15 protein-coding genes are annotated in these 22,153 nt (G+C 73.0%); 11 read left to right on the top strand and 4 right to left on the bottom strand.

The features are described from left to right. Positions 1–49 precede the first annotated feature (49 nt). On the bottom strand, positions 50–2,161 hold the full coding sequence (locus AB0P03_RS16895; RefSeq protein WP_363629460.1) for a phosphocholine-specific phospholipase C: 2,112 nt from the start codon (positions 2,159–2,161) through the stop codon (positions 50–52). Positions 2,162–2,361: 200 nt separating this feature from the next. Between AB0P03_RS16895 and AB0P03_RS16890 the strand changes: the two genes are divergently transcribed. Beyond that, positions 2,362–4,542, top strand: a complete 2,181-nt coding sequence (locus tag AB0P03_RS16890; RefSeq protein WP_363629458.1) for a hypothetical protein — start codon at positions 2,362–2,364, stop codon at positions 4,540–4,542. A 302-nt stretch (positions 4,543–4,844) separates the two neighbouring features. Next, positions 4,845–6,863 carry a transglycosylase domain-containing protein gene (locus AB0P03_RS16885; RefSeq protein WP_363629457.1) on the top strand — a complete coding sequence of 673 codons (2,019 nt, stop codon included), beginning with the start codon at positions 4,845–4,847 and terminating at the stop codon, positions 6,861–6,863. Positions 6,864–6,916: 53 nt separating this feature from the next. Here AB0P03_RS16885 and AB0P03_RS16880 read toward each other — a convergent pair whose 3' ends face one another. Together AB0P03_RS16880 and AB0P03_RS16875 are read right to left on the bottom strand one after the other, a co-directional pair. Continuing rightward, the gene (locus AB0P03_RS16880; RefSeq protein ID WP_363586009.1) at positions 6,917–8,173 is read right to left on the bottom strand and encodes a hypothetical protein; all 1,257 of its coding nucleotides are present in this window, start codon (positions 8,171–8,173) and stop codon (positions 6,917–6,919) included. A gap of 204 nt (positions 8,174–8,377) precedes the next feature. Next, on the bottom strand, positions 8,378–11,692 hold the full coding sequence (locus AB0P03_RS16875; RefSeq protein WP_363629455.1) for a cytochrome P450: 3,315 nt from the start codon (positions 11,690–11,692) through the stop codon (positions 8,378–8,380). A gap of 174 nt (positions 11,693–11,866) precedes the next feature. On the opposite strand from AB0P03_RS16875, the gene AB0P03_RS16870 reads away from it, so the two are divergent. The 3 genes from AB0P03_RS16870 to AB0P03_RS16860 all read left to right on the top strand — a co-directional run bounded on the left by AB0P03_RS16870 (position 11,867) and on the right by AB0P03_RS16860 (position 14,611). Next, a complete protein-coding gene (locus tag AB0P03_RS16870) occupies positions 11,867–12,532 on the top strand; it encodes a LuxR C-terminal-related transcriptional regulator (protein ID WP_363629453.1) in 666 nt (221 codons plus the stop codon). A gap of 148 nt (positions 12,533–12,680) precedes the next feature. After that, entirely contained in the window at positions 12,681–14,159 is a 1,479-nt protein-coding gene (locus AB0P03_RS16865; RefSeq protein WP_363629451.1) for an MFS transporter, read from the top strand. Beyond that, on the top strand, positions 14,159–14,611 hold the full coding sequence (locus AB0P03_RS16860; RefSeq protein WP_363629449.1) for a MarR family transcriptional regulator: 453 nt from the start codon (positions 14,159–14,161) through the stop codon (positions 14,609–14,611). The genes AB0P03_RS16865 and AB0P03_RS16860 overlap by 1 nt, the downstream gene beginning before the upstream one ends. A gap of 47 nt (positions 14,612–14,658) precedes the next feature. Here AB0P03_RS16860 and AB0P03_RS16855 read toward each other — a convergent pair whose 3' ends face one another. After that, a complete protein-coding gene (locus AB0P03_RS16855) occupies positions 14,659–15,780 on the bottom strand; it encodes an alkene reductase (RefSeq protein WP_363629448.1) in 1,122 nt (373 codons plus the stop codon). A gap of 120 nt (positions 15,781–15,900) precedes the next feature. Here AB0P03_RS16855 and AB0P03_RS16850 point away from each other — a divergent pair, with 120 nt between their 5' ends. The 6 genes from AB0P03_RS16850 to AB0P03_RS16825 all read left to right on the top strand — a co-directional run bounded on the left by AB0P03_RS16850 (position 15,901) and on the right by AB0P03_RS16825 (position 22,066). Beyond that, positions 15,901–16,275: a MerR family transcriptional regulator gene (locus AB0P03_RS16850; protein ID WP_363621023.1), complete on the top strand. Its 375-nt coding sequence runs from the start codon at positions 15,901–15,903 to the stop codon at positions 16,273–16,275. Between the two features lie 220 nt (positions 16,276–16,495). Beyond that, on the top strand, positions 16,496–17,791 hold the full coding sequence (locus AB0P03_RS16845) for a helix-turn-helix domain-containing protein (protein WP_363586016.1): 1,296 nt from the start codon (positions 16,496–16,498) through the stop codon (positions 17,789–17,791). A 204-nt stretch (positions 17,792–17,995) separates the two neighbouring features. After that, positions 17,996–18,439 (top strand): cobalamin-dependent protein, encoded by a 444-nt coding sequence (locus tag AB0P03_RS16840; protein ID WP_363629446.1) that lies wholly within the window; start codon positions 17,996–17,998, stop codon positions 18,437–18,439. Then, the gene (locus tag AB0P03_RS16835) at positions 18,436–19,725 is read left to right on the top strand and encodes a methylaspartate mutase (protein WP_363586018.1); all 1,290 of its coding nucleotides are present in this window, start codon (positions 18,436–18,438) and stop codon (positions 19,723–19,725) included. Before AB0P03_RS16840 ends, AB0P03_RS16835 begins: the two co-directional genes overlap by 4 nt. An 80-nt stretch (positions 19,726–19,805) precedes the next feature. Further along, complete coding sequence (locus AB0P03_RS16830) at positions 19,806–20,798, top strand: asparagine synthetase A (protein WP_363586019.1); 993 nt, start codon at positions 19,806–19,808, stop codon at positions 20,796–20,798. Further along, positions 20,795–22,066 carry a glutamate synthase-related protein gene (locus tag AB0P03_RS16825; protein ID WP_363586020.1) on the top strand — a complete coding sequence of 424 codons (1,272 nt, stop codon included), beginning with the start codon at positions 20,795–20,797 and terminating at the stop codon, positions 22,064–22,066. Before AB0P03_RS16830 ends, AB0P03_RS16825 begins: the two co-directional genes overlap by 4 nt. Positions 22,067–22,153: the final 87 nt, after the last annotated feature.

Below are 22,153 nucleotides of genomic sequence, written 5' to 3'. Positions count from 1 at the left end.
CTGCGCCGTCGGTCGGGCGCCGTGCCGACGGTCAGGGCCGCGCCGTCGGTCAGCGGGGGCCGGGGTCGCTGGTGCCGGGGCGGCCGTTCTCCAGGTGGCCGGCCCAGCGGCGGCGGAAGGTCGGGCCGTCGGTGGCGGCGACCGTGATGTCGTACCAGCGGCTGTCGGGGCGTATGTCGAAGGTGAACTGGGCCGAGGCGCCGCGCCGGAGGCTGCGGCTCTGCTGCGAGCCCTTGGCGTAGGCGTTGGCGACGGTCACCGTCCGGGTGACCGGCCCGTTGTTGGTGACCTTGACGCGCACCTTGGACTTCTGCGGGTCGAACAGCGCGACCAGCTCGGTCCGGGCGCTGCCCTCGAACTCGTACACCGACCCGTTCGGGCCGTGGGCGGCGAGGTGGTAGTCGCCGGAGGCGGAGTGCGGCCAGAAGTCGCCGAGGGTGTCGCCGCCCGAGATGGTGTAGCGGCGGGGAGCGGCCTTCGGCGCGGTCCGGTCGTAGACGTAGAGCCAGGCGCCAGCTTCGCCCCGGTTCTCCAGATCCAGCTGGAACCGCCCGGGGGTGTCCGTCTCCTCCTCGTTGACCACCAGGTCGTACGGGAGGGCGCGGGCCGGCCGGACGCCGGGCTCCTGGGTGGGCATCCGCTGGGGCAGCGGCACCTGGTACGGCTTGCCCTGCGAGGCGATCGGCGCGGGCACCGGGATCGAGACCGGCCGCGGGTCGGTGCCGGAGAAGTCGAGCGCCGAGGTGAGGTCGCCGCAGACCGACCGGCGCCAGGCGCTGATGTTGGGCTCCTCGATGCCGAACCGGGCCTCCAGGAACCGCAGGACGGAGGTGTGGTCGAAGGTCTCCGAGCAGACCCAGCCGCCGCGCGACCACGGGGAGATGACCAGCATCGGCACGCGCGGGCCGAGGCCGATCGGCTGGAGGCCGCCCGGGTCGGCGCCGGGGACCAGCGGGCTCATCTCGCCCGGGTGCTTGCCGAGGTCGAGCAGTTCGTCGCGCAGGCTCGCCCTCAGGTCGGCGGAGACGATGCCCTGGCCGCCCGGGCCGCTGACGACCGGCGGCATCGGCGGGACGACGTGGTCGAACAGGCCGTCGTTCTCGTCGTAGTTGATGAGGAAGACCGTCCTGCCCCAGACCTCGGGGTTGGAGGTGAGCGCGTCCAGCACGAGGTTGATGTAGTACGCGCCGTCGGTGGGCGTCGCGGACGGGTGCTCGCTGTACTTGTACGGCGGGACGATCCAGGAGACCTGCGGCAGCCGGCCCTGCTGGACGTCGGCGCGGAACTCCTTCAGCGTGTGGTCGGTGGCGCCCTTGTCCACCAGGGGGCCCGACGCGCCCTCGGCGACCTGGTACCGCTCGAAGAACATCAGCGAGTTGTCGGTGTAGTTGTCCGTGGGGGTGCCCGGCTCGCCGGAGCCGCCCTGGTACAGCTTCCAGCTGACGCCGGCCTTCTCCAGGCGCTCGGGGTAGGTGGTCCAGGTGTAGCCGTTGGTGTTGTTGCGCTCCTCCAGGCCGGGGCCGTTGGGCTTGCGGCCGTACACGTTGCGCGGGTCGCTGGTGCCGGTCCACAGGTAGATGCGGTTGGGCGCGGTGTCGGCGTGGACGGAGCAGAAGTACGAGTCGCAGAGGGTGAAGGCGTCGGCCAGGGCGAAGTGGTACGCCAGGTCCTGGCGCTTGAGGTGGCCCATCGTCATGACGTCCTGCTTCTGGTTCACCCACTGGTCGTGGCGCCCCTCGTTCCAGGCGAGGTGGCCGCTGCTCCAGCCGTGGTCGGTGCCGGCCTGGTACTCGGTGGTGTTCCTGGGGTCGATGTACCAGGGCAGAACCTCCTGCTCGGAGGCGGGCAGACCGCGGTCGTGGTAGCGGTCGGTCCTCACGGCGGCGGCGGGCTGGTGCCAGTTCGGCCGGCCGTCGGGCAGCAGCGTGGGGCGCGGGTCGTCGAACCCGCGCACGCCGCGCAGGGTGCCGAAGTAGTGGTCGAAGGAACGGTTCTCCTGCATCAGGACGACGACGTGTTCGACGTCCTCGATCGAGCGGGTCCGGCCGATCGCGGGCAGTGCCAGGGCCTTGCTGACCGCGGGCGGGAACGCGCCGAGGCCTGCGGCGGCTGCGGACGCGCCGCTCAGCTGGAGGAATCGGCGCCGGTCGATGGAGGCCACGTGGTGTCCTTCCTTCTCGGGGTAAGGGGGGTGCCAAGAAGGTTCGAACATAGGTGCCGCAGCCGGGCCGTACGAGGTCCTCCAGCGAACGCCGCATGAGTTTTCAGCCAATTCCTGTCTAGCCAACTTCCCGGGACCTACCGGTGGCGGGCCCGGAAACCCGCATGCGTCGCCCCGCGCCGTTCTGCGAGCATGACCGCATGGTCCACCGTCTCGAACCCATCGTCGTCCGGCACACCCACCACCTCCCCGCCTCCTCCTGGCCGGGCGGTCCGGCGGGGCAAGGCGCCGTCGCGGCGCGGCAGTTCGACGCCGCACTGATGTCCGTGGGTTTCAAGCTCTCGGCGGGCCTGCTGGAGCACCTGTCGGGGCTGCCCGGGGCGACGGTCGTCGACACCGCCGCCCGCACCCTGGGCACCGTCCGGGAGCTGGTGGGCGACCACGTCGGGCACAACGCCTACTTCATCGACTTCCCGCTCAACGTGCCGGACACCTTCGAGTTCTGGACGCACTGCATCGCCGGGGCGCTCGCCGACGACGCGTCACGGGACGGCGTGCTCGCCCAACTGCGCACCGGCGTGGTCGACCTGCTGACCCTCCCGGCCTACGGCAGGTACCAGCACAGCTACGCCGAACTGCTCGCCGCCCACGACGAGCTGATCGCCGCCGCGGGCGACCGCATGACGGTCCTGCACCTGGGCGGCGCCCTGGACGAGGAGGTGACGGCCCTCTACCTGGCCCTGGCCGGCAGCACCACCCCGCTGGGCGAGGAGGGCCTGCGCGACCTCGGCGTGCTCGCCGGGCACTGCGTCGCCGGTCCGCAGCCCGAGGCGATCCCGGTCCGGGAGAACCGCGCCGTCGTCAACCTCGCCCGCCTCCGGGCCGGTGCCGACCTCCTCCTGGACACCGTCACCGACGTGCTCCGGCTGGCCTGCGCACTGTCCGACGGCGACGTGACCCTGGCGGAACCGACCCGGTTCCGGGCGCTGCCACGGCCGGCCCGCCGCGCCCTGCTGGCCGGCCTCGACGCGGTCGTCGCCGCCAACCCCGCCAAGCTCGCCGACGTCACCGCGCACCGCGAGGCGTTCAAGCGCCTCGGTGAGCGCCTCCACCCGCACGAGTACCCGCGCTGGCCGCACGCCGCCGAGGTGTTCGCCGTCGCCCGCGGCGAGTTGGCGGCCCGCTCCCTCACCAGCCGCGTCGAGGAACTCCTCGGCGCCGACGACGTCACCGGCGCGGTACGGCTGCTGGCCGCCGCCCCGGGCATGCTGTTCCGGTCCCTGGACCGGCTGCTGCGCGCGGGCCGCACCCCGGAGGAGCGCGACACCGTCGTGGCCGCCGTCGAGCAGGCCGCCCCGCAGGTCTCCGGTCGGGTCCTGCTGTCGGTCCGCGAACACCTCCACAACCGCACCGGGGAAGCGGACGGGCGCCGCCTCTTCGTCAACCGCCTCGGCCGCGCCTGGGTCACCGGCGACACCCGCCCGCCCCTGCCGGCACCCGAACGCGACCGCCTGCTCGCCGCCCTGGACGCCGAGACGAGCCGCCGCCTCCCCGACCCCGGGCACCTGCTGATCGACCCCGACGTGCTCGACGTCGCACTCCCGCTCAGCGGCAGGGCCACCGCCGCCGGACTCGGCGTGCTGCCCCGCGGCTCCCTCACCCCGGTCGACGGCGAACTGCTGCGCTTCTTCGTCTACTGGAAGCAGACCAGCCACAGCACCGACTTCGACCTGTCCGCCCTGCTGCTCGACGACTCCTACGAGACGCTCGGCTGGCTCTCCTACACCTCGCTCACCCAGCTCGAGGGCGAGCACTCGGGCGACGTCACCGACGCCACCGACGGCGGCTCCGAGTTCATCAACCTGCGCCTGGGCGCCGTACGCGGCAGTTCCATCGTCCCGCAGGTCAACATCTTCTCCGGCGAGGGCTTCGAGGAGGTCGAGGAGTCCTTCTTCGGCTTCATGCTGCGCGATGCCGAACAGCAGGGCCGCCCCTTCGAACCGCGCACCGTCCGCATGAAGTCGGACCTGCGCGGTCCGGGCCGGGTCGCCCTGCCACTGGCCTTCCTGCGCGGGGACGACGGCCGCTGGCACGCCAAGTGGCTGCACCTGTACCTGAAGGGCAACCCGAACTCCAACCGGGTCGAGGGGAACCGGGTGTCGGTCGCCACGTTGCTGCGCGGCATCGTCGAGCGCGACCACCTGACGGTCCGCCACCTGACCGGGCTGATGGGCGAGCGCGCCACCGCCACCACGCTGTGGGACGGCGCGGCGATCCCGGCCGGCCCGGTCACGTACATCGGCCTGGAGCGCCCGGAGGGCCTGCACCCGGACTCCGTCGTCATCACCCCGGAAAACCTGCGCGACCTGATCCCCGCCTGACTGCTACCGTTGGCCCCGGCGAGGCCATGAACGGGCTTCCTTCTCACTCCACCTGACATAGCCCGTTCGCTTTCCTCGCCCTCGACCACCCGCCGGGGTGCCACAAGGCACCCCGGCGTCGTCGTTTCCCGTGGTCCACCTCCTCGGCCGGCGCTGTGAAACCCCAGGCCGGGCGGGTCTGCGCCGCCCCGCCGGTCCGCGCGGTATGACCGTGATCACATCAATTCCGTTGTGCCGTGGTCCGACCCTCATCGCGTCTGAGTTCGGGGGTCTGTGCCCACGAGCGAATCGGAGACCGGACTGTGCGTGCTCACCAAGGTGGCGGGGCCGAGAAGGAGAAGCCCGGAGGGGAGGAGCCCGAAGGGCGGCGGTGGATCGACTACCCGCGCAGAGGGCGGCGCGGAGTCCGCCGCTGGCTCCCGTCCTGGCGGCAGCTGCTCCTGGTGGCGGGGGCCGGGGCGGCGGTGCTGACGGGGTGGCTGACCTGGTTCTACGTCACCACCCAGGTCCCGGAGGACCTGAACGCCTTCGCCACCCAGCAGAACAACGTGTACTTCTGGGCGGACGGCACCGAGATGGCGCGGATCGGTGAGACCAACCGGCAGGAGGTGCCGCTCGACCGGGTGCCGGAGTCGGTGCAGTGGGCCGTCCTGGCCGCCGAGAACGAGACCTTCTACTCGGACCCGGGGATCTCCTTCACGGGCATCGGCCGCGCGGTCTACCAGATGGCCACGGGCGGTGAGACCCAGGGCGGCTCGACCATCACCCAGCAGTACGTCAAGAACAGCTACCTGAACCAGCGTCAGGACGTCTCGCGCAAGCTCAGTGAGATCGTCATCGCGATCAAACTGGACCGGCGGATGAGCAAACCGGACATCCTGGCCGGCTATCTGAACACCAGTTGGTTCGGGCGCGGCAGCTACGGCATCGAACGGGCCGCGGCGGCGTACTACGGCAAGGACGTCTCGCAGCTCAACCCGAGCGAAGGGGCCTTCCTCGCCGCCCTGTTGAAGGGGGCCGGGCAGTTCGATCCGGGGATCAGCGCGAACAACCACCGGCGGGCCGAGGAGCGGTGGTCCTGGATCCTGGACCGGATGGTGAAGGTCGGCAAGCTCTCCGCCGCCGAGCGCGCCAGGTACACGGTGTTCCCCGAACCCAGGACCCAGCCGAAGGCGGCGGGGCTGAGCGGCCAGGTCGGGTACCTGGTGGACATGGCCAGGACCTACGTGGAGGGCCACAGCGACATCACGCAGGCCCAGTTCGACCTCGGCGGCCACCAGATCTTCACCACCTTCGAGAAGCCGAAGGTCACCGCGCTGGCCGCCGCGGTGCGGGACGCCACCAAGGGGATCGACCCCGACAGCCGCGAGGCCGACCGGTTACTGAAGGTCGGCGCCGCCTCGGTGGCCCCGGACGGGAGGATCGTCGCGCTCTACGGCGGAACCGACTACCTGAAACAGGGCTTCGACAACGCCAACACCTCCACGGTGCCGGTCGGTTCGGCCTTCACCCCGCTGGTCTACGCCTCGGGCCTGAGCGAGGGTGTCCAGCGCCAGCGGGGCGGCAGCCGCACCCCGGTGACGCCCACCACCACCTACGACGGCGACGACGGCGTGAACGTGATGACCCCGGAGGGGCCGTACTGGGGGCGCAACGGGCGGATAGCGAAGACCGCCAACGACGGCAAGCGGAGCTGGGGGACGGTCACCCTGAGGAGCGCGGTGGAGCAGTCCGTCAACGGGCCGATGATGCAGCTCGCCATGGACGTCGGCCTGGACCGGGTGCAGAAGACCGCCGCCGACCTGGGCCTGCTCCCGGGCAGCATGGGGGAGTTGGTGCCGGCCTTCGGTGTCGGGAACTCCACGCCGAGCGCGATCAGGACCGCCGACGCCTACGCCGCCTTCGCCGCGGGAGGCAGCCACACGGACCCGTACTCCGTCCTGAGGATCACCCGGAACGGCGAGCCGCTCGCGCTGCGCCTGCCGACCGCCGTACAGGCGCTGACCCCGCAGGTCGCGGGGGAGGTGGACGCGGCACTGAAGATCGCGGTCCGCACCGGGAGCGCCAAGGCGGCGGCGGAGGCCGGGCCGGACCTGGCGGGGAAGCCGGGGACGACCCCGGACCGTACGGCGGGGTGGTTCGTCGGCTACGACGCGCGGATGTCCACGGCCGTCACGGTCTTCCGGGCGGACCTGAAGGACATGAAGCTGCTCTCGCTGGAGGGGCTGGGCGGCGCCGCCCCGGACACCTCGGACTCCGCGCTGCCCACCCAGATCTGGACCTCGTACATGAAGGCGGCCGGTGGTTCGGGAGGCCGGTAGGGCCGGGCGGCCGCGGGGCGCGGTGTCACGGCCTCGCGGCCGCCCGGGCCGGGTCACTTGACCAGACGGGACCAGTCGGCCGGCTGCCCGGGGTCCAGCGCGCGCAACTGGTCGAGGACCTTGGGGTCCTGGGCGTCCAGCCAGTCGGCGACCTGGCGGAAGGACACGCAGCGGACGCCCTCCCGGGTGCAGACGCTCTTCATCACGTCCTCGATGGCCTGCATGTAGATGCCGCCGTTCCAGCTCTCGAAGTGGTTCCCGATGAAGAGCGGCGCCCGGCTGCCGTTGTAGACCCGTTCGAAGCCGTTGAGGTAGCCGTTTCGGGTCTCCTTCTCCCACGCGTCGTACTTCTTCGGATCACCCTTGGTGGTGTCCCCGGACTGGTTGGCGAGGAAGTTGAAGTCCATCGAGAGGACCTGGGTCGATTTGCCCGGGTAGGGCAGCAGTTGGAGCGGGAAGTTCCAGATGCCGTCCTTCTTGCCGGGCCAGACCTGGAACTCGCCCGGTGAACTGGCGTCGTACCGGAAGCCGGCCGCCTTCTCGGCCGCGAGCAGGTTCTTCTGGCCCTCCAGGCAGGGGGCGCGGCCGCCGACCGCCTCCTTGGTGTAGTCGAAGGGCAGCGGCGGGAGGTTCTTGAAGCCGGTGTTGGTCTTCCAGTTGGTGACGAAGGAGAGCGCCTGGTCGAGCTCGCTCTTCCACTCCTCGGTGCTCCAGTCGCCGCCGCCCTTGGAGCCGCAGAAGTGCCCGTTGAAGTGGGTGCCGATCTCGTTCCCGTCCTGCCAGGCCAGGCGCAGTTGTTCCAGGGTGTCCTTGATGTGGGCGTCGGTGGCGAAGTCGATGGCGGCGGCGCCGGCGTCGTGCTGCGGCGGGTGGTAGAGCGTGCGTTTGGACTTGGGCAGGGTGTAGATGCCGCTCAGGAAGAACGTCATCTGGGCGTTGTTCTCCGTACCCAGCTTGCGGAAGCGCGAGAACTGTTCGTCGTCGCCCTCCAGTGCCCCGTCCCAGGAGAACACCACGAACTGCGGCGGCTTCTCGCCGGGCTTCAGCTTCTCGGGCCGCGGTTGTTTGGGCTGCGGGCCGGTGTCGGAGGTGGAGCCGTCGCCGAGCACCTTGACCTGGCCGTCCCAGGTCGGCGTGGCGCTGGGGGTCGGGGTGGCACCGGGGCTGCTGGGGCTGTCGGAGGGTGTGCCGCTCGGGTCGGGTGTGCTCTCCGGAGCGGCGTCGGCGGCGGCCGGTCTGCCCTTCGAGTCGGGGCCTCCCGTGCCCAGGCCGAGGGCCACGACGACCCCCGTTGCCAGCAGGACAGCCACGCCACGAGCAGGCCGCACCGTTCCTCCGCTTCTCCGACCCACCGTCAGGTGTTGGTCGGATAGTCATACGTATGGTGCGAACATCAGAACACCTTGATCGACAATGTGTCGAGGCTTGCATGGAAGGGGAGTTGGGAGATATGTGTGCGACGGGAGGCCGGCCGCGCCCCGGGTGGGTGCGGCCGGCCTCCCGGTCGGGCGGGCTCAGCGGCCCGCGTAGACGTCCTCGACGTAGCGGCGCTCGTCGATCAGGCCCTGGAGCCAGGCCTGGGCCTGGCCCTCGTCGGCGCCGGGGGTCCGGCTCAGGTAGAGCTCGCGGAAGGCGGCGCGGACGCCCGGGGCCATCCGGGCGCCGTCGCCGCACACGTAGACCTCGGCGCCGGCGGCGAGCAGGTTCCAGACCTCCGCGCCCTCGGCGGCGATGCGGTCCTGGACGAAGCGCCGGCCGTCGACGGGCTGTTCGCTGAAGACCGGGCGCATCGAGACGGCGCCGGCCTGCTCGGCGGCGAGCAGTTCGTCGCGGTGCAGGTAGTCGGCGTCGGGCGCGTCGCAGCCGAAGTAGAGCAGGGCCGGGGCGAGTTCGGTGCCCCTGTCGGTGGCCTCGGCGGCGGTGGCCTCGTCAGTGGCGGTGGCCTCGCCGGTGGCGGAGGCGAGCAGGGCGCGGCGGTCGGCGACCGCGCCGCGGAACGGCGCCAGGCCGGTGCCGGCCGCGATCATGATCACCGGGGCGCGGTGGCCGATCCGGAACGTCTCGCGGCACGGCTGGAGGCGCGCCAGTACGGTGTCCCCGACGGCCACCCGGTCGAGGTAGCCGGAGCCGACGCCCCGGAAGGAGCCCCGGCCGGAGCGGGCCGGGGCGTCGAGCACGGAGACCATCAGGTCCACGTGGCGCGGGGCGCTGGTCGGCGACGTGGAGATGGAGTACATCCGGGGCCGGATCGGCGGCAGCAGTTCCAGCAGCACCGGCCAGGTCAGGACCTCCCGCAGGGCCGGGTGGTCCTCGACCAGGTCCAGCAGCGTCCGGGGGTCGTCCTCGGGCAGCGCCCGCAGCGCGGCCCGCTCGGGCGGGCAGGGGTTGAGGTCGGCCAGCGTCGCACGCTGGGCGGCGTTCGGTCGGTCCTGCAACTCGACGTGGTGGGTGAGCAGTTCGCGAACCGTCAGCGGCCGGTCCACGGCCAGGATGGTGCGCCGGTTCGCCACGATGGCGAGCAGGGTGTCCGGGTCGGTGCCGAACACCTTGGCGGCGCGCTCGACCAGGGCCGGGTCGTTGGCCGGCAGCACCGAGACGTGGTCCGCGGTGCGGTAGTCGACGCCCTCCGGCAGGGCCAGCCGGACCAGGCGCTTGACCCGGGGGTAGGCGGGGTCGGTGAGGCTGCCGACCGCCGTGACGGTCAGCCCGATCACGCGGCGCTTCGCGGCCAGGGCGTCCAGCGGACCGCCGGCCAGCTCCGTCACGGTGTACGTCTCCAGGGGGGCGGCCTCGGCGGGAGCGGGAGCGGGAGCGGTGCCGGAGCCGGGGGCGACGACGGGTGCAGCGGCGTCGCCGTACCGTTCCAGCAGGGCCCGGCTCAGCGCCGTGGTGAACTCCGCCACCTTCCCGGCCAGATCGCCGGAGGCGTCGGCCGCGCCCCGGGCGAGCAGCCGGGTGCCGCCCAGGGCGGCGAGGCCCTCGTCGATCAGCGTCGGCACGCGCTGGTACGTGGCGGCGTACGTCCGGTCGCCGATGCCGAGCACCGCGTACCGGACGTCCTTCGCGAACCCGGCGGCGCCCTCGGCCTGTTCGGTCGCCGCCCGGAGCCGGCGGACGAACTCCGCCGCGTCGTCCGTCGGCTGGCCGTTGTACGAGGCGGCGGTGATCACCACCGGTCGGTCGGTGGGCAGCCCGTCCGCGTAGGCGTCCAGCGGGGCGACGGCGGTGTCGCAGCCGAGTGCGGCCGCCACGTCGGCCAGCTGCCGGGTGAACTCGCGGCAGGCGCCGTAGTTGGAGCCGTGCAGGAGCAGCAGGCCGGTGCCCTGGCGGACCCGCCCGGGCAGGTCGGCGACGCGGACCGGCGCGTCGACCACCGCCGGGGGCGTGGGCGTGCGCGGGGCGAGGGCGAGGGTGAAGTCGTCGGGCTTGATGGTGAGCGTCTGCTTGATGGTCAGCCGGTAGTCGGCGTGGTCGATCAGCCGGTAGCGGTGGACCAGCATGCCGAGCAGCATGGTCGCCTCGTGCAGCGCGAACTGCCGTCCGATGCAGGCGCGTTCGCCGGTGCCGAAGGGCTTGAAGGCGTGCGGTGAGCGGGCCGCCTCCGGCTCGGGGTCGAAGCGGGAGGGGTCGAACAGCTCGGGGTTGTCGCCCCAGACGGGGTCGCGGTGCAGCATCATCGTGGCCACCAGGACCGGCTCCCCGGCGCGGACCGGGATCCGGCCGCCGAGCAGGGTGTCCGCGCGGGGCTCCCGGCTGAACGCGGGGGCCGTCGGCCACAGCCGTAGCGCCTCGTTGAGCACCTGCCGGGTGTACCGGAGCCGGCCGATGTCCTCGTACGAGGGCTCCGGGTCGGCCTGGTCGCCCCAGAGCGCGTCCACCTCGCGCTGGACCTCGCGGAGCACGCCGGGGTGCTTGACGAGGTAGTACAGGGCGAAGGAGAGCGCGCCCGAGGTGGTCTCGTGGCCGGCGATCAGGAAGGTGATCACCTGGTTGCGGATGTTCTCGGCGTCCAGTCTGCCGCCGTCGGCGGGGTGCACGGCGTCGAGCATCAGGCCCAGCAGGTCCTCGGCCGGGCCCTGCTCGGGGCTGCCGGCGCGGGCGGCGATCACCTCGTCCACCACCGAGGCCAGGTACCGGGCGTCGCCCTGGGCGGCCTCGTCGCGCTCGCTGTGGTCGAGTTCCGGGTCGCGCAGGAGCTTGTTCATCGCCCAGTCCAGGGAGCGGACCATCGCCTCGACGAAGGGGTGCGGCTCCTCCCGGTCGAAGGAGCCGAAGTCGAAGCCGAAACCGGCCAGCCCGATGGTGTCCAGGGTCATCCGGGTCATGTCGCCGGGCACGTCCACGACCAGTCCGGCGGCCGACCGGCCGTCCCAGGACTCGATCAGGCGGCGGGCCACCCGCAGCATCACCGGGTGGTAGGTGCGCATCGAGCCGAGCGCGAAGGCGGGCATCAGGATGTCGTGCGCCCTGGCCCAGTTCGGCTCCGCGTTGTACGCCGTGAACAGGCCGTCCCCGGTGAACGCGCGGACGTTCTCCAGGGCCGGTCCGATCGACTTGGTGAACCGCTCCTCGTCGGCCAGCTCCTCGACCAGGTCCAGGCCGGTGACGATCAGGGTGTCCCGCCCGTGCAGTCGCTGGACGAAGGCCGGGGCGTGCCGCCGGGCCAGCTCCATGGTGCGCAGCACGGGGGCGGCGATCGGCGGCGCCGACGAGATGTCGACCAGCGGCACCCCGGCGGTGCTCTGCCGGGGCACCAGGGTCTCGGGCGGGAGCCCGGCCCCGGCCGGATTCGCAGCCTCGGCTGCCGCCGGGGTCATCGTCTCGGTCATGGGTTGTCGCCTTCCGTGGCAGGAGAAACCTCGTCGTCCTCCACTCTCGCCCGAGCGGGGCGGGAACCCGGGCCCGAGGACTACATGTTTGTGCAGTAGCGGCGGTCGCGGAAGACTTGTCAACGGGCCGTCAGGTCTGCAGCACGCGGGAGCCGTACACGGGAGGGGCCGGGCATGAGACTGACCGACTGCGAGTCGACCGCGGAGAGCTGGCAGGACCTCGCCGTCATCTGGCGCAACCGGACGCTGCGCTTGCTCGACCACGTGCCGGTGGCGCTGGCGGTGTGCGAGTTCAGCGGCCGGATCATGATCGTCAACCGGGCGATGGCCGCCGAATTCGGCCTGCTGCCCGGGCAGTTGCGCAACCGGAAGATCCTGGAGTTCTTCACCCTCCGGGACAGTGCCACCATCCCGGCGCTCGCCGAGGCCGTCCGCCTGCACCGGCGCTCGCAGTACCCGGCGCCGGTCTCCTGGTCGGCCGCCGACGGCACCGAGCGGAGCGGCGAGATGACCGTCGCCCTGGTCGGCGACACCCCGGAGGAGACCCCGAACCTGCTGCTCTCGCTGCCCGTCCGTACCGGGCCGGCCGCCCCGCCGGCCGCCCCCCGCCCCGAGGTGAGCCCGATCGAGGCCCGGATCCTCGCCGCCGCCGCCCGCGGCGCCACCACCGCCCAGATCGGCCGGGAGATCGGCCTCACCCCGGACGGCGTCAACTACCACCTCGCCCGGCTCACCCGCCGCTGGCAGCTGCCCAACCGCACCGCGCTGGTCGCCCGCGCCTACGCCACCGGCGTCCTGGCCGCCGGCGCCTGGCCGCCGGAGCCGGCCCCCCGCCCGTGACGGGGCGGGTGGGGGCGGCTCGCGGGCTGGGCCGGGCTGTGCGGGGCCGGGCTGCGCGGGCCGGGGCTGTTCGGGGCTGGGCTGTTCGGCGATTTAGTTATATGCTCACAATGATTTCAACAATACAAATACTTGTGGAGCCCCCACCATGCCGGACGCCGCCCAACGACGGCCCTGGCTCGTGCTCGCCGTCTGCTGCATGAGCCTGCTGATCGTCAGCCTCGACAACACGATCCTGAACGTCGCCCTGCCCGCCATCCAGCGCGACCTGCACACCTCGGTGTCCGGGCTGCAATGGACGGTCGATGCCTACACGCTGGTGCTGGCCAGCCTGTTGATGCTCTCCGGCTCCACCGCCGACCGGGTGGGCCGCCGCCGGGTCTTCCAGATCGGGCTGGTGGTCTTCACCGGGGCCTCGCTGCTGTGCAGCCTGGCCCCCGGGCTCGGCTGGCTCGTCGTCGCACGGATGCTCCAGGCGGTCGGCGGATCGATGCTGAACCCCGTCGCCATGTCGATCATCAGCAACACCTTCACCGACTCCCGGCAGCGCGCCCGCGCCATCGGCGTGTGGAGCGGCGTCGTGGGCATCAGCATGGCCGCCGGGCCGATCGTCGGCGGCGCCCTGGTCGAGTCGGCCGGCTGGCGGGCCGTCTTCTGGATCAACGTGCCGATCGGCCTGGCCGCGCTGTTCCTGACCCGCAGGTACGTGCCGGAATCGCGGGCGCCGCGGCCCCGCCGGGTGGACCCGGTCGGCCAGGTGCTCGTCATCGTCCTGCTCACCACGCTCACGTACGCGATCATCGAGTCGCCGGAGCGCGGCTGGACGTCGCCGCTCGTCGTCGGCTGCGCGGCGGCGGCGCTGGGCGCGCTGCTGGGCCTGCTGTGGTACGAGCCCAGGCGCACCGACCCGCTCATCGAGCTGCGCTTCTTCCGCTCCGCGCCGTTCGCGGGCGCCACCGTGATCGCGGTCGCCGCCTTCGCCTCCCTGGGCGGGTTCCTGTTCGTCAGCTCCCTGTACCTGCAGAACGTGCGCGGGCTCACCCCGTTGCACGCCGGACTGTTCATGCTGCCGATGGCGGTGATGGCGCTGCTGACCGCACCGGTGTCCGGCCGCATGGTCGCCTCCCGGGGGCCGCGCGTCCCCCTGCTCCTCGCCGGGGCGGCCCTGTGCGCGAGCGCCGTGCTCCAGGCGCTCACCTACTCCGACCACCTTCCGACGGCCGTGCTGGTCGTCGCGTACCTGCTCTTCGGCACCGGCTTCGGTCTGGTCAACGCGCCCATCACCAACACCGCCGTTTCGGGCATGCCCCGTTCGCAGGCCGGCGTCGCGGCCGCGGTGGCCTCCACCAGCCGGCAGATCGGCCAGTCCCTCGGCGTGGCCGTCGTCGGCGCCCTGATGGCGGGCGGCGCGTACGCGCACACGGCGGCCTTCACCGACGCCGGGCGGACGGCGTGGTGGATCATCGCCGGCTGCGGCGCCGCCGTGCTGGTCACGGGTACGCTCACTTCCGGCCGCTGGGCCCGGGAGACGGCCCTGCGCACGGCGGAGCGGCTCGCCGCCGAGGAGGCGCCGGAGACGCCGGAGGCGCCGGGGACGAGGGAGACGAAGGAGACGGTGAACACCTGATGGACCGCCCGCACACCGGTGAGCAGCACGAGGGGGACGAGGCCGCCACCAGGACGGCGACCAGGGTCTGGCAGGGGCTGAACGCGCTCGTCCTGGAGCGCTACGATCGCCGCAAGACCGTCGCCGAAGCCCTCGGCATGAGCTTCAGCCGGGTCAGGGCGCTGCGCCGCCTCGGCGCCGACCCGATCACCCTGCGGGACCTGGCCGAGCGGCTGGGCAGCGACCCGCCCTACACCACCGTCATCGTCGACGACCTGGTGCGGCGCGGCCTCGCCGAACGCGTCACCAATCCCGCCGATCGCCGGTCCAAGCTGGTCCATCTGACCGAGGAGGGCCAGGCGAAGGCCGCCCTCGCCGTCAGGATCCTCACCACCCCGCCCGACGACCTGCTCGCCCTGCCCCCGAAGGACATCCAGGCGCTCGACCGCGTCCTGGCGAAGCTCCTGGACTGAACCTCCCGGGGCGGGGCGCCGCCGCGGCGGCCTCGGGCGGGTGGCGGCTACGGCCGCTGGTCGACCGTGTGCTGGTAGGCCGAGTAGGTCAGGTAGCCCCGGTCCCCGCCCTGGTAGTAGGTGGCTTCGTCGGCCGGGGCGATCGGGGCGCCGGTGCGCAGCCGTTCGACGAGGTCGGGATTGGCGAGGTAGGCGCGGCCGAAGCTGATCAGCTCGGCGCCGAGGCCGAGCCAGTGGTCCGCCGCCTCGCGGTCGACCTGCTTCGGGCCCAGCGGAAGCACCGGATTCATGATGAGCGTGCCCGGCCAGACGCGGCGCAGGGCGAGCAGGGACGGCTCGTCCGTCGTCGCCTCCAGGTGGACGTAGGCGAGTCCGAGGCCGGCGAGTTCGCCGAGCAGGGCGGTGTAGAGCTCCAGGACGTCCTCCTCCGCCACGCCCCAGAAGGTGCCGCCGGGGGAGAGGCGGATCCCGGTCCTGGCGGCGCCGACGGCCTCGACGGTGGCGGTGGCGGCTTCGACGGCGAAGCGGATCCGGTTGCGCACCGGGCCGCCGTAGCGGTCGGTGCGCCGGTTGGCGTTGGAGGAGAGGAACTGCGAGATCAGGTAGCCGTTCGCGCCGTGCAGTTCCACCCCGTCGAAGCCCGCGTCGACGGCGCGGCGGGCGGCCTCGGCGTAGGAGCGGGCGTGTTCGGGGACCTCGTCGGTCTCCAGGGCCCGGGGGACCGGAGCGGGCTGCGGACCGGTCGGGGTGAACACGTCGCCGGTGGCGGGGACGGCCGAGGGGCCGACCGGTCGCAGCCCCGTGGTGTCCGGGTGCGAGACCCGGCCGCCGTGCATCAGTTGGGCGAAGATCCGGCCGCCGTTGGCGTGCACGGCAGCGGTCACCTGGCGCCACGAGGCCGTCTGCTCGTCGGTGTACAGGCCGGGTGTGCCCGGGTTCGACTGGCCGATCAGGCTCGGCTGGACGCCTCCGGTCACGATCAGCCCGGCGGTGGCCCGCTGGGCGTAGTAGGTGGCCATCGAGGCGGTGGCCAGACCGTCGGCGGTGGCGCGCCCCCGGGTCATCGGTGCCATCACCACCCGGTTGGGCAGCGTGAGTTCGCCGATCCGGTAGCCGGTGAGCAGGGCGCTCGACGTGGCGGACGTGGCGGACGTGGCGGACGTCGTCATGCGGAAGTCCTTCGTTCGAAGTCACGGACCCGGTGCCCGGGCCCGTCCTCCGTTACGCTAAAACCTGACATCGATGTCAGAGGCAAGCCCTGTGACGGGGATCACGACCCGGAGGTGCCCGTGCGGATCGGAGAGCTCGCCGAACGCGCCGGAGTGAGCGTCAGATCCCTGCGCTACTACGAGGGGCAGGGCCTGCTGGCCAGCACCCGCAGCGCCAGCGGGCAGCGCCACTACACCGACGGCGCGGTGGCGCGGGTGCTGTTCATCCAGCGCCTCTACGCGGCGGGGCTGTCCAGCCGCGCCATCGCCGAACTGCTGCCGTGCGTGGACGCGCCCAGCGAGGAGCACTCGGTGGCCGCGCTGGAGCGGATGGGGCAGGAGCGGGCGAAGCTCGACGCGCACATCGCGGACATGGCCAGGACCCGTGACGCGCTCGACGAACTGATGGACACAGCCCGCGCCGCACTCGAGGAGCAGTCCGCCGACGGGCTGTGAGGCCCGCGTGAAGGTCGTGGGTGGGGCCGGTGATCGGCCGTTGATCGGGCGTAGACGGCGAGCCTGGAGCATCTGGAACCGGAGGGGACCGGTTCGGAGGCCACAGCCTGACCACCGGGTCCCACGCGGTCGGACCACGGACCGCGCGGGTACCCAGCGCTGATGCCGCCACTGGTCCCGACCCCCATCAGGAGTCCGGACCACGAAGGGCAGACGAGGCATGGACGGCGGGCAGTGGGTGCAAGCGGTGAGGACGGCGGCGGGCTTCGGAGAGCAGTTGAGGGTGCGGCGCGAGCGGATCGGCCTGACCCAGCAGTGCCTGGCCGATCACGCCACCCTGAGCGTGCGGGCCATCCGGGACATGGAGAGCGGCCGAGTGAGACGGCCACGGAACGAGACCGTCCGGCTGCTGGCGGACGCGCTGCGGCTGGAGGGTCGCAGCCGGGCGGACTTCGAGGAGGCCGCCCGTCGGCACCCGCTCGCCGATGAGCCGACGGCCGTGGCGCCGGTCGCCCCGCCGGTGGCGCGCGGGGCCATCGTCGGGCGGGAGATGGAGGCCGAGGTGCTGTCCGACGCCTTCGCCGTGCACGGGGACCGGCTGGTCTCGCTGGTGGGGCTCGGCGGGGTCGGCAAGACCCGGCTCGCCCTGGAGGTGGCCCGCCGCCTGCACCTGGCCGCCTGCTGGTCGGTGCGCTGGGTGGACTGCGCCGGCGACTCGGCTCCCTGGCACGGCCGGATGGACGACATCGTCCGGGACATCGGCGACCGGCCCGCCCTGCTGGTGCTGGACGGCGCCGACGGCGGGGTGGACGCCGACCGGCTGGACGGGCTGTTCCACCACTGCCCCGGGCTGCGGGTGCTGATCACCGCCCGGGAGGCCTGGCCGCTGCCCGGCGGGCAGGTCGTCCCGCTCGCCCCGCTGCCCGTACCGGCCCCCGAACTCGACGCCGAACCCGAGGCGTTGGCGCAGATCGGCGCCGTCCGGCTGCTGCTCTCGCACCTGCGCCGGCTGCGCCCCGGCTACACCCTGGAGCGCTCCGAGGCCCCCGCCGTGGCCGCGCTCTGCCGCCACCTGGACGGCCTGCCGGGAGCGTTGGAGCGCGCGGCGGGGTGGACGCTGGTGCAGTCCACCGCCCAGTTGCTGGCCCGGCTGTCGGCCGGCCCGTTCACGCTGGCCGCGCCGCCGGTGGTGTACGGCACGCGCGGTGACGTCCGGGACGAGGTGGAGCCGGCGATCCAGCGGTTGACGGAACGCCAGCGGGCCCTGCTGGACGTGCTCGTGGACGAGCCCGGCGACTGGTCGGGAGAGGACGCGGTGGTCCGCAGCGGCTGGGCGCCGCAGACCTGCCTGGCGACGGTGCACGAACTGCTGTCGCGCGGACTGATCCGCAGCGTGCCCGCCCGCGACGGGGTGCGCTTCACGGTGCTCAACGTGTGCCGCCGCCTCCTCCGGGAGGAGCCCGGGCACCGGTTCGCGCCGGCCGCGGACGTCCAACTGCTCGCCGTCGCGGGCTGACCGCGCGGCGGCAGGCCGGCCGGGTGTCGATACTGCCGCTTCTTGCCCGCATCTTGCCGCACGAGCTGCCGGTCGCCGGGCCCGATCGTTCCTAGCGTTCTCCGTGGGGCTGGACCGCCGCGGAATACGCGCCGGAATTCCCGGGCCGCCGGCTGGGGCGTCGGCGGAATTCCATCGACGATCGCTACCGACGAGGGCTGGGCTGTGGAGCACGGAAATGACGGAGAGAGAAGACTGGACGTCGTCGTGACGACGACGGCCTCGGATTCGCACACCTGGAACCTGGTGTTCCTGCAACTGCTGCTGGAGGAAATGGGCCACCGGGTGACGAACCTGGGCGCGTGCGTCCCCGACGCCTTGCTGCTCGCCGAATGCCGCCGGATCGAACCGGACCTGATCGTGGTCAGCAGCGTCAACGGGCACGGTCACCAGGAAGGGCTGCGGGTGATCCCGGCCCTGCGCGCCTGCCCGGAACTGCGGCGCACCCCGACGGTCATCGGCGGCAAGCTCGGCATCGCCGGAACCGACGACCCCGACCGCGAGCGCGTACTGCTCGCGGCCGGTTTCGACCGGGTCTTCGAGGAGGGCTCCGCGGTGGCCGGGTTCCGCGAGTTCGTCGACGGGCTGCGCTCCCGGGTCCTGCTGTGACGAGCTTCGGCGCGTTCGTGGCGCAGGCCGCGGAGGCCGGCGCACTGGTGGTCCAGCCCCGGATGGGGATGGCGCAGGCGGCCCGGATGCGGGAGGGCCTGCTCGCCACCCGGGCGGCGGCCGCCGTCACCGTCGGCACCATCACCCTGGACAGCTACACCCGCACCGGCGACCTCGACGCCGCGCGGCGGGCACTGGCCGCCGGGGCCGGCCTCAACGGCTACCCGATCGCCACCCACCCGGTCGAGGTCACCCGGGCGGTCCTGGCCGGCGTGGCGGACGCGGGCTTCCCGGTGCAGGTCCGGCACGGCTCGGCCGCGCCGGAGCACATCATCGGGGCGCTGCTGGCGGCCGGCCTGGACGCCACCGAGGGCGGACCGGTCTCCTACTGCCTGCCGTACGGCCGCACCCCGCTGCACGAGGCGGTGGCCCGCTGGCAGCGTAGCTGCGAACTGCTGTCGTCCATGCGGGAGTTCGGTGCGGATCCGCACCTGGAGACGTTCGGTGGCTGCATGATGGGCCAGCTCTGCCCGCCCTCGCTGCTGATCGCCATCAGCGTCCTGGAGGCGTTGTTCTTCCGCCAGCACGGGCTGCGCAGCATCTCGCTCAGCTACGCCCAGCAGGCCAACGCCGGCCAGGACGAGGAGGCGCTGGCCGCGCTCGGCCGGATCGCGGGCGAACTGCTCGCGGACGTCGACCGGCACCTCGTGGTGTACGCGTACATGGGCGTGTACCCGCGCTCGCCCGGCGGCGCCCGGCTGCTGCTGGAGGACGCCGCGCGGCTCGCGGTGCGCGGCGGCGCCGCCCGGCTGATCGTCAAGACCACGGCCGAGGCGCACCGCATCCCGACCGTCGCCGAGAACGTCCGGGCGCTGGAGACCGCCGCCGCAGCCGCCACGGCGGAACGCGCCCGCCCCCGGCCCGCCGCCCCGCCGGACACCGGGATCGAGGCCGAGGCCAGGGTGCTGATCGGCGCGGTGCTCGACCTGGACGCCGACGTCGGGCGGGCCCTGGTGCGGGCGTTCGCGGCCGGCTACCTGGACGTGCCGTACTGCCTGCACCCCGACAACGCCGGGCGGACGCGCAGCTCGCTCGGCCCGGATGGACGGCTGCTGTGGTCCGCCGTCGGCTCGATGCCGATCGCCGGGCTCGCCGAGGGCGGCCGCGCGCCGATCCTCGGCTCGGCCGGGCTGCTGGCCGCGCTCTCCCAGGTCCAGCAGCGCTACGACGAGCGGGCCGAACGCTCGCCCGCACCCGCACTCCGGGGCCTGCCCGCCGCACGGTGAGACGCCGGGTGAGACGCCGGGTGAAAAGCCACGCTCCACGCTCCACGCTCCACGAGAGAACGAGAGAAGAGGACCCGACCATGCCCGACCCCACGCTCCTGCCGCCGACCGACCCGGGCCGGCACCTGACCGCGCCGGCCACCCGCAGCGCGCTCCGGATCCAGCAGCACCTGCTCACCGCGGCCCGCGAGTTCCTGCGCGGCCGGGGCTTCACCGAACTGCTGCCGCCGATCATCGGCCCGGTCACCGATCCCGGTGCGCGCGGCTCCAAGCAGGTGGACATCGACTTCTACGGCCACCGCTACAAGCTGATGACCAGCGCGATCCTGTACAAGCAGGCCTCGCTGCTCGCCTTCGACAAGATCTTCTGCATCGCCCCGAACGTCCGCCTGGAACCGCTGGAGACCGCCGGGACGAGCCGCCACCTCGCCGAGTTCCACCAGCTGGACGTGGAGGTCGCCGGCGCGAGCCGGGACGACGTCGTCCAGCTGGCCGAGGACCTGGTGGTGCACATGGTCGACAGCACCGTCCGCGCGCTGCCCAAGGAGTTCGCCGAACTCGGCCGGGACCCGCAGGCCTTCGCCGAACTGCTGCAGGGCTCCTTCGGCCGCATCCGGCACGCCGAGGCGGTCGCCGAACTCCAGGGCATCGGGCACCCGCAGAGCCCCGAGGCCGAACTCGACTGGGAGGGCGAGGCGTTGCTGTCGGCCCGCCGGGACCGGCCGTTCTTCGTCACCGACTACCCGAAGGGCTCGCGCGGCTTCTACGACCGCGAGCACCCCGACGACCCGGGCCTGCTGCGCAACTTCGACCTGCTGGCGCCCGAGGGCTACGGTGAACTGTGCAGCGGCAGCCAGCGCACCAACGACTACGCGGAGATCGTCACCCGGATGCGGGAGACCGGCGAGAACCCGCAGAAGTACCGCTGGTACCTGGACCTGGTGCGCGAGGGGGTGCCGGCCAGCGCGGGCTTCGGCATCGGGGTCGAGAGGCTCACCCGGTACGTCGCCGGGCTGGACGCCGTCTGGCAGGCCAGCGCCTTCCCGAAGATCGCCGGAGTGGTGTCCCCGTGAGCGACCTCAGCGCGCCGGGATTCCCGGAGGAGGAGGTCCGGCATCGGGCCCGCGCCGGGGCCGCCGCCGCCTTCCCGCCCGCCGAGGAGTACGGACACGTGCTGTTCGGCGCCGGCCGGCCGGGCGCGGCGGACCGGGCGGCGCCGCCGGACGCCCTGGACGCGCTGCGGATCGTCCCGCCGCTGTTCCTGCCGCAGCGGCTGGCCAAGCTGATCGACCTCGGCCGCGAGCCCGACTACCGGGACGTCGAACTGGCCACCACCATCGGAGGGTTCGCCTCCGCGCTGCCGGTGTACGTCTCCGCGACCGGCTCCACCCGGGCCGCCGGCGGTGACCTCGGGCTGGCGCTGAGCCGGCAGGCCGGGGCGCTCGGCATCCCGATGGTGATCGGCGAGAACGTGGTGCCGGTGAACGGCTACGGCAGGCTCGGCGAGGCGGCCGACCGCACGCTGCTCGGCCGGCTGCGCGCCTACACCGAGGAACTCCCGGACGGCCTCGGCGGCGTGGCCGTCCAGCAGAGCACCGAGGACGCCGACGCCGAGGTGTGGAACCTCGTCCACAGCGACCCGGCCGCCCTGCCCCTGCTGGAATCCGGACGGCTGGCCTTCGAGTTGAAGGTCGGCCAGGGCGCCAAACCGGGCCTGGGCGGCATGACCGTGCTGGAGGCCGAGGCCGCCGCCGCGCTGGGCGACCGCTTCGGGCTGGACCCGTTGTTCGGCGACGGGCGGGTGCTGCGCGCCGCCACCCCGGGTACCTTCACCGCGGAGATCCTGCGCCAGCAGATCCGGCTGATGCGCAACAACTACCCCCGGGTGCGGATCTGGGTGAAGCTCTACCCCGGCCGGGACGTGGCCGAGGCCGCCCGGGTGGCGCACGAGGCCGGGGCGGACGCCGTCGTGGTGGACGGCGCCGAAGGCGGAACCGGCTGGGCGCCCGGGGTGTTCCTGCCGCACGTCGGACTGCCGCTCGCGGAGTGCCTGCGCCGGCTGGCGGTCGCGCCGCCGCCCTCGCTGCTGGTCTCCGGGCGCATCTGGGAAGGCGCCAGAGCGGTCAAGAGCCTGGCCCTGGGGGCCCGCGCGGTGGGCCTCGGGCGGGCGGCGCTGCTCGCCGTGGCGGAGGACCGGGAATCCGGGCTCCGCCGTTTCGTGGACTGTCTGGCGCTGGAACTCCGACTGCTGATCAGTGCGCTCGGAAAGTACGCGCCGCAGGCCCTGGACCGGGAGGACGTCTGGTCCCCCGAGGAATACGGAACCACCGCCGGCCGGTAGCCCCGGCCTGCCCGGGTCGATTCCTGCGGCAGGTCCGGAAAGCGGCACCGGAAACTGCCGATTTCCTTCCTCATTTCCTGCCGATAG

It is taken from the genome of Kitasatospora sp. NPDC088779, from assembly GCF_040685395.1.
Classification (GTDB): Bacteria; Actinomycetota; Actinomycetes; order Streptomycetales; family Streptomycetaceae; genus Kitasatospora.
The sequence above is the reverse complement of the archived record's forward strand: the minus strand, read 5'-3'. Positions and strand labels throughout refer to the sequence as shown.